Here is a 13,401-nt window from a genome sequence, read left to right as displayed (position 1 = left end):
CGATACTGGGGGATGAAAACATTAAGTGGCGACCAAATCAATTTGGTTATGAATTATTTGGCTGTACGGTTGATTTTCAGTTTCCTGTAATCAAACTGCTCGACTATCAGCAAAGGTTGTCGGAACTTGAAGCCAGCCATAACCCATTCGCTACAGTAGTAATGGCTCACTTGGCGGCGGTACAGACCCGTAGTAATAGATTGCAAAGAAAACAATCAAAACTGGCTTTAGTACGTCGGTTGTACGAGCAGGGGTTTGAACGCGAGGCTGTTGTTAACCTGTTGGCTTTTATTGATTGGATGCTGACGCTACCATTAGATTTAGAACTAGAGTTTCAACAGGAAGTAGAACAATTGGAGGCACAACAGCGTATGCAGTATGTAACATCATTTGAACGCAGTGGTATTCGCTTGGGACTGTTAGAAGGGATTGAGTTAGGTTTAGAACTTAAATTCGGTGCTTCTTCACTCTTTGTAATGGATGAAGTTTCCCAAATTTATGACATTGAACAATTACGAAAAATTAAAGAAGGTATAAAAACAGCGACTTCAATTGATGAATTGCGTTCTATTTACCAAACAGCAGATGACACTCCAAGAGAAAATTAAAGTCTTAATTTGCTGGTAATTTTCCTCTTTTAATTAGCAATTAGTTAGGATTTCCCCCCAACGTGCGGTCGGAAAGTCAGATTAATCCGTGTAGTTACAAGCTTGTTGGTCTTCGGAACCTGATGCAGATGAGTAGTCTGACAACCAGGAAGCATCACCAGCAAACTCCCATGCTCCAGCCAGAAATCAGTAGGCTTACCTCCGATGGCCTTAATTTGGAATTTGCGAACCGAACCTAAACTTATGGAAGCGATCGCCGGATTTAGCCCCATCGAAGTCTCGCTATCGTTATGCCAGCCGATACTGTCTTGGCTGCTTCTGTACTGATTGCCAATGACGATACGGAAGCTGTAACCAGTAGCGGCGGTGATTTTATCTCGCAGTTGTGCCAGTGGTTCTGTCCAAGGCTGGGGTTTGAGTAAAACGCTCTTGGAGTAGAGATAATCACAGCCCTCGTCACCGTAAATACATTCCAGTCGCGGAACAGGCATCGTTTTGCCCAGCATTTTTATCTGATTCTGTTGCCATTGCAGTTGTTGGCAATATTGATATAGTTCGTCAACTTCCGCGAGAGTGAGAAACTCTGGATAGTAATTGACTGGTAAAACTGTTGTGGGTTCATCAAATAGCGTCATCTGTTTCATAATTCCCCTATGGCGTAGACGCAAAGCGGCTTGTCCTTGGACATCGCCCGTACAATTTCTTCTGCCCGTTCTTGTGAAATAGCCTGTTCGGGATTCTTGTAAAACCCAACAATTTGAGATTTGGGACGCACGATAATGCGCTGCGTGGTTACACGTTTGTCCCACACAAAGCAGGAAATGGTGATATTGTCAGTAGCCCAACGAGTACCCCTCTTGTCCTTGCGAAAGCAGAAGCGGGGCAGAGTTAACACCAGTGAAGGCGGATATTGCATCATAAAATCCGCCCGGTCATCGCAGGGTTCGAGAAAGCTGGTCAACAAGAACGCCGCAACGCCCACACGGGCTTTATGGTAGGCATTTTTGATAATAGGTGCAGCAAACTCCGCATAAGGTGGATTTGTGCAGATCCAGTCATACTCTGGAAACTTAGCCCAAGACTCGGATAACGTTGCATCCAAATGGTAATCAGCTGCTTTATGTGGATCAATATCGTTCGTCCACATTTGTTTGGTGTAAGGCCATGCCTGGAGTAATGATGCGATCGCACGATGTCCAACACAAGGTTCACCAATCACACCAGACAACGGGACATGGCGCAGCAGTTCTGTAGTGAACCACGAAGGAGACTCGTAGAAGTTGAGAGGGTGACGGGTGACAGGTTCAATAACAGCCTTTTGGGGTGTTAATAATGGTGTGACTGTCATGCTACCTCCTGCGGTTGTTGGACAATCGTTGCACTGATGGATTCAAAATCAACCTGAAAGATATTTAAATCTGGAGTTATTTCGCCGGAATTATATCGGTCTGTAATGATTTGTCTGATGCCTGCTTCTGTCAGTCCATCGGGTATATCTAAGTGAGCTTCCTGATAAACTTTTTCTACTACTTGAACTACTATTTTCATGAATTGTTCTCCCAAAATTCAATTTGACTTATCGTTTGAAACTGTGCAGCCAGTGTGCTTAAGTATTCCTGTAGTTCTTCTGTTGCTTCTTTGGGGCTAATTTCTTTTTCACAAACATAAATTCTCAACTTCTCTAAATAAACTTCTACACGAGTCATATTTGTATGTGGTGAAGTCAGTAGTGTTAAAGTGAAGTCCTCATATTTGCAGAAGTAATACTGGTGGTCTTCACTTAAAGGTTGCCCTTGCTGCCAAGTAATCACTTCTTCAGCGTCATTACCAGCTAGTTCAAATTCGACTTCCTCAATTGCAACTAACGCCAGACGCTCGAAGACTCGCTACCGCTTCGCTAATGCCACGCAAGCTTTTTCAGCCGGGTGAGTGGAGTCTTGCATTCGGTAGTTATCTTTAACTACATAGCCTTGAAGTCGATAAAATGCTTTGGCTAATTTTTCAATGAGTGCATCTGTTTGAAATAATCCAAGTTCTTTCATGTTTAAATCCCAAATTCAAAAACTTTAATTCCATCAACATCAACATGACTGATGTTAATTAATCCACCTCCTGCATAATCACAAGGAATCTTGCGTTTATCCTTGTCATCAAATGCTTCTTTGTGTACTTCTAGCCATCGACCTACACAAGAAAAACCAATGGCTGATTCCGGTGCGCCAGCTTTTTTATAATCTGCAACAGTAGCTATATATCCACAAGAGGGACACTTGAATTTCCACCGCATCTTGTCTTGTCCGAATAATGTTTGTCCTTGTAAAAGCCATTCATCTTTTGTCATCATAATCATCCAGTAAAAAATCTATTTCCTGTTTTGCGAGTGCGATCGCTGCTTCCTCAACTTCAAACCCCAAATGCTTTAGACTATCTGCAAACTTCTTTTTATTGTGATAGTCTTCGTTAGAAGCATAAGCTATCCAGTGGTACATCTGTAGGTGTTCTATCCACCTGATTTCTAAGAGAATGCCTTTGTAGATTAAGTAGTCTTTTGTGTCCATAATGGCTTTCTTAATCCTTATTCCTTACTTCCACAATCCCCGCTTCCAAAGCCTCCTGTGGACTATCGTAAATCCCGCTTAAATATGGGTCATCAGAAAACTCATTAAATTGACAAACACCAGCCCCATAAATGAGAGCGAAAGAATATTTTGATGTGTCAGTTGGACAGTACCAAACAGAAACATAATGCGTACCTTTCATAGCCCCTTTACTCTGGTAAACTTTCTCTCGCAATAGCGGGGTTTGTGGTTGCTTTACCTCCCAGGAATAACCGCATCTGTCACAATATACTGTTCTTTCAGTTGGGTTCTTTCGGTAAATATCTTGGCTTCCGCAGTTGGGGCATATCATAATATTATTTATTCAGTTAACCTCCTACTATTTTATTATTAAATCGAGGTAATCTTATTCATCATCCAAAGAACAATCGCAAGCCACATAAATAGCTTCAGGTGGTATTTTGCTTGCTCTTTCTGGGAAGATTTGGACGTACAAACTTCTTAATAAATTTCCTTCGCCATTACAAAAGTTGCACGGCTGAAAATCGATGTCGTATCCCTTGAATTTCAGCCAATTTAAGCAAGTGTTCAAGGGTGATGAATCAACAATATTCTGAGCATCACAAACGGGTAGAATAAACTCTTGAATGAGAGCGAAATTTGTAGAGAAGGCTGGGCAAAGGCCATACTCTTGAACCCAGGTATCAAAATCATCAACATTAGCAGGATGATACCAAGTAACTTCAGCGTCGTACTGGTATTCTGTCTGGTTTACTCTTTCTGTAGATAATTCCCAATCAAGGGATTCTGCTACAAATTCGTCTAGCAGTTTGTGTGATGTGATTTTGATTTTTTGAGTAGGCATAACTTTATCCTTGATTATTTGATGAGTGCTAATCTTCATTTTCAAGCTGGGGAATAAAATGTGGCGCGATCGCTTTTTGAAGATTGATGGCAGTCAAAATACTTTCTAAAGAATCTAGGTTGGCTTTACCTCCTAAAATTGTTTGTCTGCCTGAATAATCACCATGCAGCATAAAATAAGACATCAACCGTCTCGCCTTCTGATTTCCTTGTGTGGCAGCATCAGAAATGAAATCGATGGCAATCAAATCAAGTATGGTCTGGTGAGTCCAATCAGGTAGAGAATCAACACCAAGCCATTGAGCAACAGTCGTACTTTTGAAATAGCCATAATCTTCGTGGAAGATGTATGCAAGGCTAATTTCTTTACCGATTTCGTTGATGTGTTGTTCGTTCATAATTAAGCAATAAGCTACTGAAATAACTTTGTCACAGTGGGCAACCACCGCAGTTGAAAAACTGTTTGATTTGATGATCTAGCCAACGCCGGAACCATACGCCCCCATTGTTTGCCTGACTCAGTAGGGCGATATGGGATTTTCTTATCCTGGGTGCGGTATTGCAGCCCAGATTGTACAAGCCAGTTGTTAACAGCCCTTGCAGACATTCCAACCACTTCACCAATTTGTGTTGCATTTAGAAATGCGTCATCTGCAACATTCGTTTGAGCGATCGCAGTCTTGAGTTCATCAGCAGCAGGCTTGAGGGCAGGGTTAACAGCAGTGGCAGCATTAACGGCTAACTGCGCGGTGAGGGATTTGTCTAATCCAGCAAATTCACCCAGTATCATGGCTAACTGTGCAGCTTCGTGAGACGGAGCTATGGCTTTGGGTGGTTCTGGTTCGGGTATTGGTTCTACCTCACTAGCTACGATTATTTTTGTCAAGGTTCTGTTAGCCCAAACGCGAAACTCTACTGAAACCCATCGAGCTAAATCAACAGCAATTTCAGGGTGAAGCCAAGTGCTTTGTTCGCTACCATGCGCTTGGATTTCGATTACCAGCGACGATATGATGATCTTCATATCGTTAGAAAGTGCTTGTAAATACTGCTTTGTAGACTTGAGCTTGGTGTAGTCGGCTAAAAACTTACCATTAGCCTTGCACATTTGAGTGCCATTCACGTAGCCCTTGGGGATGGTGTATTTTCCTATCTGCCCATCCTGAGCCATTTGATTAATTTCCGAATCGCGCCAAAAGTGTATCAACATAACTAAGTCCTTTTGGTTGTTGTTCAAAATCGGTTAGATGTGAACTCGAATCAAATCCTGTTTGCCCACCAACGGAAAACGAGCAGGTGCAGCCAGTGGTCGAACCAAAGCCGGGGACATTAGCTCGACAACGTAAGACCAAACATTGTTCACCAGCACAATCCCCAGAACCAAACGCTGCTTTGTGGCATGGCTGTCGAAACGGAGCATGACGCGATCTCCCAGCACAAACGCAGGTTTTCTCATGTACGTGGACTTTACTTGCCCAGTACCGATAATCTCGTGTTTGGTGGCGTAGGTGATGGAGCGTTCGCAATTCACGGCATAAACCCATCCCTCTTCCTGCCACAACACCCCGCAGCAGTAGCCGAAAGTGTGATTATTCGTGAGGTAAACCTTCTCGGACAAATGAACTTCAAGCGAGGGCATCTGTTGACCCCAAGGTGGCGACAAATACCAGCATCTTTCAAGGGTGATGATTGCACAAGTCATAGTTTTGGCTATGAATGAAGGGATTGGTGAGGCATTGAGAAAAAATCACGGAGGTTTGTCCTAATGCAGATGGGTATAGTTGATGGAAACAAGAGAACAGTTAGCTAACAGGTGGGCATCAAAGCCCACTTTCTCCCTACACCCCGACTAACGCCGTAGTCTCAAACAACCCCTGCAATTCCCCCGGCGACAGTTGCTCCAACGGGTGGTATTGCAAGTATTCGTTAGTGCTTGGTAAACCATCCGGGATTTGAAGCAGCCACACAGCATCCTCGGCAGAATCACAAAAGGTTTGCTTTTGATGGATTCGCGCAAACCACCAGAGGGCATCTGTAAAGCCGGCTTCGCCTAGTTTCTCTCCATTGCTGGTATAAATCCCATCATCGAGCAGTTCCAAGCCGTATTTGTCGCACTCAGTGGCAATCTGCACCATGATTTCGTTTCCAGTGGTGCATGGTTCTTCAAATGCTTGTTGTACTGGTAATGTGCCTTGCTGATACTGCTGTTTGACGTAACTGTGGCATCGCTCAGGTGTAGTGTCTCGGAAAATCTCAACGTCATTTACCAGCACTCGCCAGTACAAATCCTCGTAGTTGTTCTGGTCAAAGCTAACGCTGGCCACCAATTGACCATCAACAGAAGCTTCTTGGTCGTAGAATGAGATTTCTGTAATTGTTGGGACTTCTGGAAACTGTGCTGGTGCGGGTAAGGGTAACGGTAGTGTATTGTCTTTGTAATGCCAAGTGATGAAGCGGTAACACCATGCTTGTGTATTGTGGCGGAAAATCTCTACACCGTTCGCCATCACTACCCAAGGCTGGGTGACGAATTCGCCATTGTCGTAGCTGATGTATGCGATTAGCTGTTTACCAGCAAAAATCTCGAAGTGGTGGGGGTTGATTTCTGTTACTGTTAATTCTTCTGGTGCGATCGCATTGGCTTGATCTGCGATGTATTGGTCGAACTCGCCTTGGGCTATGTCCTGTTCGTCAATCTTCTGAAACTGGGCAGATTGATATTCTGCGATCGCGTTTCTCCATTCGTCCTTGCAGCGTCTGTCGATTACTTCGAGCGTGCAGCCGATTTCGCTGTGGATGCGCTTTAGCTGGGGTAGGGATTTGCAGCGTAGCTGTTGTTGGGTATAAGTTGGATATGTCATGATTGTTAGGTTCCTATAAGGACGGAAAGCACTTCAGATTCGCGGTCGGGAGTGCTTTCTTTATGTTTAAAGTGTAAACTTGTTAATTAACACTTGTCAAGTGTTTAGTTGACAATTAACATATACTTATAGAATTGGGATTACGACTATGCCTGTGAAAGTTAGACGAATTATTAAGCTTGAAATTGATATTCCTGGGTTGGGTGAGCGAATCAAACAAGCACGAGAAGCTAGTGGACGACCAGTAACACAACTAGCTAAAGAAGCTGGCATCTCTCGTAACTATTGGTATCAACTAGAAGCTGAGGCTGTTCTAGGTGGTATGGCTGAAGAAACTTTGCGAAAAATAGAAGAAGTTTTAGGTGTGGATTTAGGCGTACAGTTTGATGATTAACCTTCCTCAGCAGATGTTAAGTCCTCCTCAAAATCTGCTACCGAGTGATGTTTGAATTAAGTCGCTGTTGAGCCAGACGTTCTACAAATACACCTGAATAAAAATGCACAGTATCTCTTTGCGATCAACTCTGAGCAAATATCACTGAATTAAAAGAGGTAGGCGCATGAACACCCCACCCCATAAGCCCACAAAATCTACCTCTGCCACATCCAGCAACCCAGAATCCCCCAACTCATACATCGCCCCTTCAGAAAACCCAGCTTCAGTAACCATCGACGTTACGGCTGTTGAAGTACCTGAGCTAACCTCAGAAGAACAAAGCGATCGCCTACATCTTGAACGCAGAGTTGAGAGAGCATTTTTTGAGGCTGGCAAGGCATTAATGGAGTTGCGCGATCGCAGGTTATACAGATCCACGCACCGCACGTTTGAGGAATATTGCCGGGATAGGTTTGGATACACCCATCGCCGAGTCAATTATTTAATAGCTGGTTCTGTAGTATTTGACAACATAGCAATGGGAACAATTTGTTCCCAAAATAGGGAAGCCGATGAAACGGGAACAAATTGTTCCCAAAACGAGAAAGTAGACACAACTCGACCTAATCGTTCACGAATCCTGCCGACTAACGAAGGACAAGTGCGCCCTCTCGCACAGCTAGAACCCCAGCAACAGGTTGAAGTTTGGCAACGGGCAGTTCAAGTTGCCAAGGGCAAAGTTCCCAGTGCCAGAATTGTAACTGATGTAGTAAAGCGTATAATGGAGCGTACAAGAATACCCAACACCTACCAGATTGGCGAAGTCTGCCAAATTTTAGTCAAGGATAATCCTGATTTGCGGGGCAAGGGCGGCTGTTGGGGTCTTGTGACTCATGTTGGCGAATTCAGTTGTACTGTAAAAACTTGGGATGGTGAACTGACGGTTGGAGTTCAGCATCTCAAGTCGTATGATTATCTGCCCCAGGAGTGCCAACAGATGCAGCAGATTTGCGATCGCCTTGCTCGAATATATTCCGATTCTCTGGAGGAGACAGTCAAAAATCTGTTGCAGTCGTTGGGGAAGGTCAATCGCCCTTATCTTACTGATATGGAAGATAAGCTGCTTAGGGTTTTGGAGTCTGAATATGAAAAAAGATAACTCTAGACATCGCAAGAATTACTGCTGGCATTTTCTTAATAAGAAAGAGCGATTGCCTTTGTCTGGACTAGTATGATTTTTGTTAAGATAAGTGCGGCATTCCATCAAGCTACAATACTGGGATGCCGAAAGTCGTAAAACTTGTGTGAGGAGAAATGGCAGCTAAAGATATATTTCACCTATTTCCATAAGGAGGCTTACACTGAACCCGATAGGGTTCAGTGTTGAGAGGAATTGCAGGTTAAAAACGAAACATTCCCCGACCAATAGCAACCGCAGGTTGTTGAGGGAGTGGGAACAGTTGAGTTTTTGACAATCAATCTTAGACGTGACACAGCTATTTTGATGTATTATGTTCATCTGTGATTAGGTCGAAGTCATGGAACAAGTGCTGACGCTAGTTTGCAAACTCAACCCCTCTCAAAAACAGGTAGAAGAAATTGAACTGGTATTAAAGGCTTTTGCTGATGCGTGTAACTATGCTAACCAGAAAGTTAAGGTTCAGATAACCAGTAAGACCACTATTCAAAATATGGTCTATAACGAGATTCGTGCTTTGTTTAGGTTAAGTGCAAATTTAGCTGTTCGTGCTTGCGCCAGGGTTGGAGCTAATCGCAAAACTGCAAAACTTAAAGGCAAGCCAGTTAAAGAATTTAAGCCAACATCGGCTGATTATGATGCCAGAATTTTTTCATTTAGAGAGAAAGACTGGACTGTTAGCCTAACTTTGATGAATGGCAGAGAACATATCAAAATTGATGCTGGTAATTACCAAAGAGGTAAATTAAAAGGCACAAAGCCAACATCAGCACAATTATGTAAACATCGTGATGGCAACTACTACATCCATATTCAAATTAAAGACGAAGCACCAGAACCAATCAAATCAACTAATGTAATTGGTGTTGATTTTGGTCGCAGAGATATTGCTGTAACTAGCAATGGTGATAAGTGGGATGGAAAGCAAATCAACGATGTTAGGGATAAGTTTTCTAGAGTAAGAGCATCTCTCCAGAAAAAAGCCACGAAAGGCACAAGGTCTACTCGGCGCAGGGCAAGGCAGATATTGAAACGGTTGTCGGGCAAGGAGAGAAGATTTCAACAATGGCTAAACCACAACATTAGCAAGTCTATAATTCAAGACGCATTAAAAAATAATGCGGCAGTGGCAATTGAGGACTTAACAGGTATTCGTGAAAGGACTAATCAAAAGCCAAGAAGTAAAACAGAACGTAGACGTTCTAACTCTTGGTCTTTTTATCAGTTGCGTTCTTTCTTGGAATACAAAGGCATCCAATTTGGAGTAGAAGTAATTGCTGTTCCTCCGGCTTGGACAAGTCAAACTTGCCATCAATGCCTGCATATTGGACTGCGTTCTGACAAGCGTTTCAAATGTACTAATGAAGCTTGTTATTGGAGTGGTGATGCTGATTTTAATGGAGCAAAAAATATTGCTACTATTGGGGCTGTTCTTGTAAACCAGCCCGGAGGCTCGAACTGTTTGTGTTGTGAACTCAGCACCGACAGTTCAGGGCTACTTAAAAGCCTATGCTCACCGCTTGCGGTGAGCATAGGTAGTTTACGCTGCTGTTAGACAAGCGTTGATTAAAGAACAGTGGGTGATTACAGCCGACCCACTTGTAATTAAAATTAATAAAGTTAGGCTAGAAATTGATTTAGCAGCAGAAAAAATCTTCGCTGCCCAAAAAGCAGGACGGAAAATTGCAGTTGAGGTCAAAAGCTTTGTCAGCAGTTCGGTAATTTCTGACTTTCATCTAGCTTTAGGTCAGTTTTTGAACTATCGACTGGCTCTACAAATGAAAGAACCCGATAGAATAATTTATTTGGCAGTACCGCTTGATACTTTTAACTCTTTCTTTCAAGAGATATTTGTTCAAGAAGCGATAAAAATTTATGAACTTAAGCTGATTATTTATGAGCCGAATAAGGAGGAAATTGTTGAATGGAGAGAATAAAATTTTATCGTCAATGTATCCGAGATTTATTAACAGAAGAAGCTACTCTAAATGAGAAAAACTCTAACGTTGAATCTCAGTTAGTTTTTGATACAGAACATGACCATTATCAGTTAATAGATATAGGTTGGGAAGATTTGAACCGGATTTATAACTGTTTTATTCATATAGATATTAAAGATGGCAAAATCTGGATTCAGCACAATATGACGGATGTTGATTTAGCCGAGAAACTTGTGGATATGGGAGTGACAAAAGAAGAAATTGTGTTAGGGCTACATCCACCTTATAAGCGTCCTCATACTGGGTATGGTGTGGCATGAGAAGTTGAGTAAACGCTGATATCGCCTCTAAGTTTTTATTAATTCGCCTCCACATTGTAAGTGAAGACTGAACCCCCAAATAGTCCTTGAACCTACAACTATTGTCGCCGATATCACAGGTGCTGACTAGACTCTTCGTTTGCAAGCTTGGATGCCCAGATTCTTCCCTATCGGACATCACACCAACGACAACCTGTTATTTATCTTAAAGGGTGACAAGGCAACTATAAGCTATGCAGGACAAAACTTTGAGAGGATGGTGAAGACAAAAAATAGGGAGTACTGTTGTGACTCCCCTGAAAAAATATGTTTCCTGAATCTTACCAAAAAACCCTGCGTGGCCATCTGAATGAAAGCCAGTATATAACCATACAGCTTCTGTTATTATTGCTACAAGTTCATCGACAGGTAAAACTCTCCGTTTTAGCGAGTGTGTTTCCACAACCGATTCAATATGGCAGTCGCAAGCGAAACCTGCAACGCTTTTTAAACTTGCCTCAACTCAATGTCAAACTTTTATGGTTTCCCTTGATAAAATATTGGATAAGACAAGTACAAACGGGACGAAACTTAAATCGAGAGCAGCGTCGTCGTCGCCAGAGACTCAAACACCATAAATATGGATATTGGATAATTGCAATTGACAGAACTCAATGGAAGGGAAGAAATGTATGTATGGTGAGTTTAGTCTGGGGAACTCATGCGCTTCCTTTGTATTGGGAAGTATTAAAACAGGTAGGAAACAGTAATTTTCATGCTCAAAAACGGTTGCTAAAAACGGTGCTGACTCTATTTAAAAATTATCCGGTTTTAGTATTAGGAGACCGAGAATTTCACAGTCCTAAACTGGCTCAATGGCTGGATGACAGGGGTTTATTATTCGCTCTGAGGCAGAAAAAAGACCTGCATTTCCAAACAGCATTGAATCAAGAGTATCAAGTCCTGAAAAATCTGGGATTCAAACCAGGAATGTCTAAATTTTATCAGGGAGTGAGGTGCAATAAAGGGGATGGAATCGGACTATTTAATTTAGCGATCTATTGGAGACGAAAATATAATAATCAGGGAGCAAAAGAACCTTGGTATATCTTAACTAACCTCCCAACATTACAGCAAGCATTGGCAGTCTATCGTTGTCGTTGGGGCATTGAACAAATGTTCAAGGATTATAAAACAAGTGGCTATAACTTAGAAGACACCAAGGTTAATGACACCCGTTTTTTAGCCTTAGTCTTGTTGATTGCTCTGGCTTATTGTTTGGCGACCATGCAAGGGCAACAGATGCAAAAATTAGGCATAGATATCTATGCTGGTCGTATCCAATCACACAAAGACCTCACCCCACCCCAGAGTCACTTTAGCTTTGGACTCTACGGACAACGATGGCGTTATGGGATGGAATTATGGGCAGATTGGGTTCTCAGTCTGATTGCCCTCAAACCCCATAAACGACTCTATTTTCAGCGTGGTTTTTATGCCCTCTCCCTTATCCAGCAAACTTTATAGGTAGGTTGTCACCCTCTGAGGTTATTTATATACATTAAGGTGTTAAGTACAAAGCGAAATAGCTTGTGAGGCATTCCACATTCTCTTGTTTCTGGTTTCTTGAGTAATATATTTTCAAATCGTCTAGTCATACCTTGGTACAACTACCGTCATCAACAACCAACAGGTTACTATATTAATAGTATTAGAAGGATAGATTCAAGAACAAGTGTAAATGGGAAAAGAGGAAAAGTTAAAGGGCTACTGAGGAATCCTCCCGACAGCGCACACAACACGAAAACCAATATTGCTGAGGCAGTTGCCGCGTGTGCTGTCGTTACGAGACGCGGAACGGCAGAAATCAGGATCATTGATCCAGGAACCGCCCCGCAGTAAGGGATATTCTTGATTTTGAGAGAAATTATCATTTTTATTTAACCAGGGACTGCCATTTGTTGGCGCACCTTCATAATTGCTGTGCCAATCGTCAAGACACCATTCCCAAACATTTCCGTGCATATCATATAGCCCAAAGGCGTTAGCTACTTTAAAACTACCCACAGGTGTAGTTTCTTGTCGACACCTTCCCTTTAATCCCGCACCATAAACTTCGTTGGCTCTGTAGTTCGCCAATTCTGATGTAATTGTTGCGCCAAAATGAAATGGGGTGGTGGTTCCAGCACGGCAGGCATATTCCCATTCTGCTTCACTGGGAAGACGGTACTTTTTTCCTGTATGTTGGGAGAGGCGATTGCAAAACTCTACTGCATCATACCAGGAAACTGACTCAACTGGACGATTTTCTCCTGTAAATCTAGAGGGATCTGGGTCAATTTCTCTGTCTACCTCTGGCAGAGAGGCTACTGCTTGCCACTGGGCTTGCGTTACTGGGTATTTGCCCATAAAGAACTGTGGAACGGTTACTTGGTGTTGAGGATTTTCAGTACTTGAACGTTCCAGTTCATTTTCTGGAGATCCCATGATTAAGCTGCCTTCAGGGATAGACACAATTTCCATCTGAACGTGATTGCTTATTTCTTCGATAAAATACTGGGCCTGTTTACGACTACGCTTGATTCAATACCGTAGCCAATTTACGAGGGTTCAACACCTGTAGAAACGGGATGAATACGTCCTAAAGAAGTAAGCTTGGCAAAAATCTGACTTAATAAAATAGGCTCAGGCATTTCA

At 42.6% G+C, this 13,401-nt stretch carries 20 protein-coding genes and 1 pseudogene; 7 read left to right on the top strand and 14 right to left on the bottom strand.

What is annotated here, in order from left to right:
- Nucleotides 1–608: pseudogene (locus H6G77_RS34525) on the top strand (cytosolic protein); the annotation flags it as partial.
- A gap of 44 nt (nt 609–652) precedes the next feature.
- Here the strand turns inward: H6G77_RS34525 and H6G77_RS34520 are convergent.
- The 13 genes from H6G77_RS34520 to H6G77_RS34460 all read right to left on the bottom strand — a co-directional run bounded on the left by H6G77_RS34520 (nt 653) and on the right by H6G77_RS34460 (nt 6,891).
- Nucleotides 653–1,252 (bottom strand): alpha-ketoglutarate-dependent dioxygenase AlkB, encoded by a 600-nt coding sequence (locus tag H6G77_RS34520; protein WP_190593356.1) that lies wholly within the window; start codon nt 1,250–1,252, stop codon nt 653–655.
- Nucleotides 1,249–1,956: a hypothetical protein gene (locus tag H6G77_RS34515; RefSeq protein WP_190874054.1), complete on the bottom strand. Its 708-nt coding sequence runs from the start codon at nt 1,954–1,956 to the stop codon at nt 1,249–1,251. The genes H6G77_RS34520 and H6G77_RS34515 overlap by 4 nt, the downstream gene beginning before the upstream one ends.
- Nucleotides 1,953–2,156 (bottom strand): hypothetical protein, encoded by a 204-nt coding sequence (locus H6G77_RS34510; protein WP_190874053.1) that lies wholly within the window; start codon nt 2,154–2,156, stop codon nt 1,953–1,955. The genes H6G77_RS34515 and H6G77_RS34510 overlap by 4 nt, the downstream gene beginning before the upstream one ends.
- Complete coding sequence (locus H6G77_RS34505) at nt 2,153–2,419, bottom strand: hypothetical protein (RefSeq protein ID WP_190874052.1); 267 nt, start codon at nt 2,417–2,419, stop codon at nt 2,153–2,155. The genes H6G77_RS34510 and H6G77_RS34505 overlap by 4 nt, the downstream gene beginning before the upstream one ends.
- 75 nt (nt 2,420–2,494) lie before the next feature.
- Complete coding sequence (locus tag H6G77_RS34500; RefSeq protein ID WP_190874051.1) at nt 2,495–2,650, bottom strand: hypothetical protein; 156 nt, start codon at nt 2,648–2,650, stop codon at nt 2,495–2,497.
- 2 nt (nt 2,651–2,652) lie between these two features.
- A complete protein-coding gene (locus H6G77_RS34495) occupies nt 2,653–2,952 on the bottom strand; it encodes a VVA0879 family protein (RefSeq protein WP_190874050.1) in 300 nt (99 codons plus the stop codon).
- Nucleotides 2,936–3,166, bottom strand: a complete 231-nt coding sequence (locus tag H6G77_RS34490) for a hypothetical protein (protein WP_190874049.1) — start codon at nt 3,164–3,166, stop codon at nt 2,936–2,938. The genes H6G77_RS34495 and H6G77_RS34490 overlap by 17 nt, the downstream gene beginning before the upstream one ends.
- A 10-nt stretch (nt 3,167–3,176) precedes the next feature.
- Complete coding sequence (locus H6G77_RS34485) at nt 3,177–3,368, bottom strand: hypothetical protein (RefSeq protein ID WP_190874048.1); 192 nt, start codon at nt 3,366–3,368, stop codon at nt 3,177–3,179.
- A 204-nt stretch (nt 3,369–3,572) separates the two neighbouring features.
- Nucleotides 3,573–4,031, bottom strand: a complete 459-nt coding sequence (locus H6G77_RS34480; RefSeq protein WP_190874047.1) for a hypothetical protein — start codon at nt 4,029–4,031, stop codon at nt 3,573–3,575.
- A gap of 28 nt (nt 4,032–4,059) precedes the next feature.
- Nucleotides 4,060–4,428, bottom strand: coding sequence for a hypothetical protein (locus tag H6G77_RS34475; RefSeq protein ID WP_190874046.1), 369 nt, complete (start codon nt 4,426–4,428; stop codon nt 4,060–4,062).
- A gap of 14 nt (nt 4,429–4,442) precedes the next feature.
- Nucleotides 4,443–5,240: a KilA-N domain-containing protein gene (locus H6G77_RS34470; protein ID WP_190874045.1), complete on the bottom strand. Its 798-nt coding sequence runs from the start codon at nt 5,238–5,240 to the stop codon at nt 4,443–4,445.
- A gap of 33 nt (nt 5,241–5,273) precedes the next feature.
- Nucleotides 5,274–5,732 (bottom strand): DUF1392 family protein, encoded by a 459-nt coding sequence (locus H6G77_RS34465; protein ID WP_190874044.1) that lies wholly within the window; start codon nt 5,730–5,732, stop codon nt 5,274–5,276.
- 136 nt (nt 5,733–5,868) lie between these two features.
- Entirely contained in the window at nt 5,869–6,891 is a 1,023-nt protein-coding gene (locus H6G77_RS34460; protein WP_190874043.1) for a hypothetical protein, read from the bottom strand.
- A 148-nt stretch (nt 6,892–7,039) separates the two neighbouring features.
- Between H6G77_RS34460 and H6G77_RS34455 the strand changes: the two genes are divergently transcribed.
- The 6 genes from H6G77_RS34455 to H6G77_RS34430 all read left to right on the top strand — a co-directional run bounded on the left by H6G77_RS34455 (nt 7,040) and on the right by H6G77_RS34430 (nt 12,231).
- Nucleotides 7,040–7,285 (top strand): helix-turn-helix domain-containing protein, encoded by a 246-nt coding sequence (locus tag H6G77_RS34455; protein ID WP_199331751.1) that lies wholly within the window; start codon nt 7,040–7,042, stop codon nt 7,283–7,285.
- 166 nt (nt 7,286–7,451) lie between these two features.
- Nucleotides 7,452–8,426, top strand: a complete 975-nt coding sequence (locus H6G77_RS34450; RefSeq protein ID WP_190874042.1) for a hypothetical protein — start codon at nt 7,452–7,454, stop codon at nt 8,424–8,426.
- A gap of 379 nt (nt 8,427–8,805) precedes the next feature.
- Complete coding sequence (locus H6G77_RS34445) at nt 8,806–10,020, top strand: RNA-guided endonuclease TnpB family protein (RefSeq protein ID WP_190874041.1); 1,215 nt, start codon at nt 8,806–8,808, stop codon at nt 10,018–10,020.
- 7 nt (nt 10,021–10,027) lie between these two features.
- Nucleotides 10,028–10,402: an element excision factor XisH family protein gene (locus H6G77_RS34440; RefSeq protein WP_190874040.1), complete on the top strand. Its 375-nt coding sequence runs from the start codon at nt 10,028–10,030 to the stop codon at nt 10,400–10,402.
- A complete protein-coding gene (locus H6G77_RS34435; protein WP_190874039.1) occupies nt 10,390–10,725 on the top strand; it encodes a XisI protein in 336 nt (111 codons plus the stop codon). Before H6G77_RS34440 ends, H6G77_RS34435 begins: the two co-directional genes overlap by 13 nt.
- 306 nt (nt 10,726–11,031) lie before the next feature.
- The gene (locus tag H6G77_RS34430; protein ID WP_190874038.1) at nt 11,032–12,231 is read left to right on the top strand and encodes an IS4 family transposase; all 1,200 of its coding nucleotides are present in this window, start codon (nt 11,032–11,034) and stop codon (nt 12,229–12,231) included.
- 240 nt (nt 12,232–12,471) lie between these two features.
- Here H6G77_RS34430 and H6G77_RS34425 read toward each other — a convergent pair whose 3' ends face one another.
- The gene (locus H6G77_RS34425; RefSeq protein WP_190874037.1) at nt 12,472–13,227 is read right to left on the bottom strand and encodes a formylglycine-generating enzyme family protein; all 756 of its coding nucleotides are present in this window, start codon (nt 13,225–13,227) and stop codon (nt 12,472–12,474) included.
- Nucleotides 13,228–13,401 lie beyond the last annotated feature (174 nt).

This window comes from Aulosira sp. FACHB-615 (genome assembly GCF_014698045.1).
Taxonomy (GTDB): Bacteria; Cyanobacteriota; Cyanobacteriia; order Cyanobacteriales; family Nostocaceae; genus Nostoc_B.
This window is presented reverse-complemented; position numbering and strand designations above follow the sequence as displayed.

What these genes read in the sequence shown, in the direction of transcription:
- H6G77_RS34520 (WP_190593356.1), bottom strand. Translation starts at nt 1,252, where the DNA reads ATGAAACAGATGACGCTATTTGATGAACCCACAACAGTTTTACCAGTC.
- H6G77_RS34515 (WP_190874054.1), bottom strand. Translation starts at nt 1,956, where the DNA reads ATGACAGTCACACCATTATTAACACCCCAAAAGGCTGTTATTGAACCT.
- H6G77_RS34510 (WP_190874053.1), bottom strand. Translation starts at nt 2,156, where the DNA reads ATGAAAATAGTAGTTCAAGTAGTAGAAAAAGTTTATCAGGAAGCTCAC.
- H6G77_RS34500 (WP_190874051.1), bottom strand. Translation starts at nt 2,650, where the DNA reads ATGAAAGAACTTGGATTATTTCAAACAGATGCACTCATTGAAAAATTA.
- H6G77_RS34495 (WP_190874050.1), bottom strand. Translation starts at nt 2,952, where the DNA reads ATGATGACAAAAGATGAATGGCTTTTACAAGGACAAACATTATTCGGA.
- H6G77_RS34490 (WP_190874049.1), bottom strand. Translation starts at nt 3,166, where the DNA reads ATGGACACAAAAGACTACTTAATCTACAAAGGCATTCTCTTAGAAATC.
- H6G77_RS34485 (WP_190874048.1), bottom strand. Translation starts at nt 3,368, where the DNA reads ATGAAAGGTACGCATTATGTTTCTGTTTGGTACTGTCCAACTGACACA.
- H6G77_RS34480 (WP_190874047.1), bottom strand. Translation starts at nt 4,031, where the DNA reads ATGCCTACTCAAAAAATCAAAATCACATCACACAAACTGCTAGACGAA.
- H6G77_RS34475 (WP_190874046.1), bottom strand. Translation starts at nt 4,428, where the DNA reads ATGAACGAACAACACATCAACGAAATCGGTAAAGAAATTAGCCTTGCA.
- H6G77_RS34470 (WP_190874045.1), bottom strand. Translation starts at nt 5,240, where the DNA reads ATGTTGATACACTTTTGGCGCGATTCGGAAATTAATCAAATGGCTCAG.
- H6G77_RS34465 (WP_190874044.1), bottom strand. Translation starts at nt 5,732, where the DNA reads ATGACTTGTGCAATCATCACCCTTGAAAGATGCTGGTATTTGTCGCCA.
- H6G77_RS34460 (WP_190874043.1), bottom strand. Translation starts at nt 6,891, where the DNA reads ATGACATATCCAACTTATACCCAACAACAGCTACGCTGCAAATCCCTA.
- H6G77_RS34455 (WP_199331751.1), top strand. Translation starts at nt 7,040, where the DNA reads ATGCCTGTGAAAGTTAGACGAATTATTAAGCTTGAAATTGATATTCCT.
- H6G77_RS34450 (WP_190874042.1), top strand. Translation starts at nt 7,452, where the DNA reads ATGAACACCCCACCCCATAAGCCCACAAAATCTACCTCTGCCACATCC.
- H6G77_RS34445 (WP_190874041.1), top strand. Translation starts at nt 8,806, where the DNA reads ATGGAACAAGTGCTGACGCTAGTTTGCAAACTCAACCCCTCTCAAAAA.
- H6G77_RS34435 (WP_190874039.1), top strand. Translation starts at nt 10,390, where the DNA reads ATGGAGAGAATAAAATTTTATCGTCAATGTATCCGAGATTTATTAACA.
- H6G77_RS34430 (WP_190874038.1), top strand. Translation starts at nt 11,032, where the DNA reads ATGTTTCCTGAATCTTACCAAAAAACCCTGCGTGGCCATCTGAATGAA.
- H6G77_RS34425 (WP_190874037.1), bottom strand. Translation starts at nt 13,227, where the DNA reads ATGGAAATTGTGTCTATCCCTGAAGGCAGCTTAATCATGGGATCTCCA.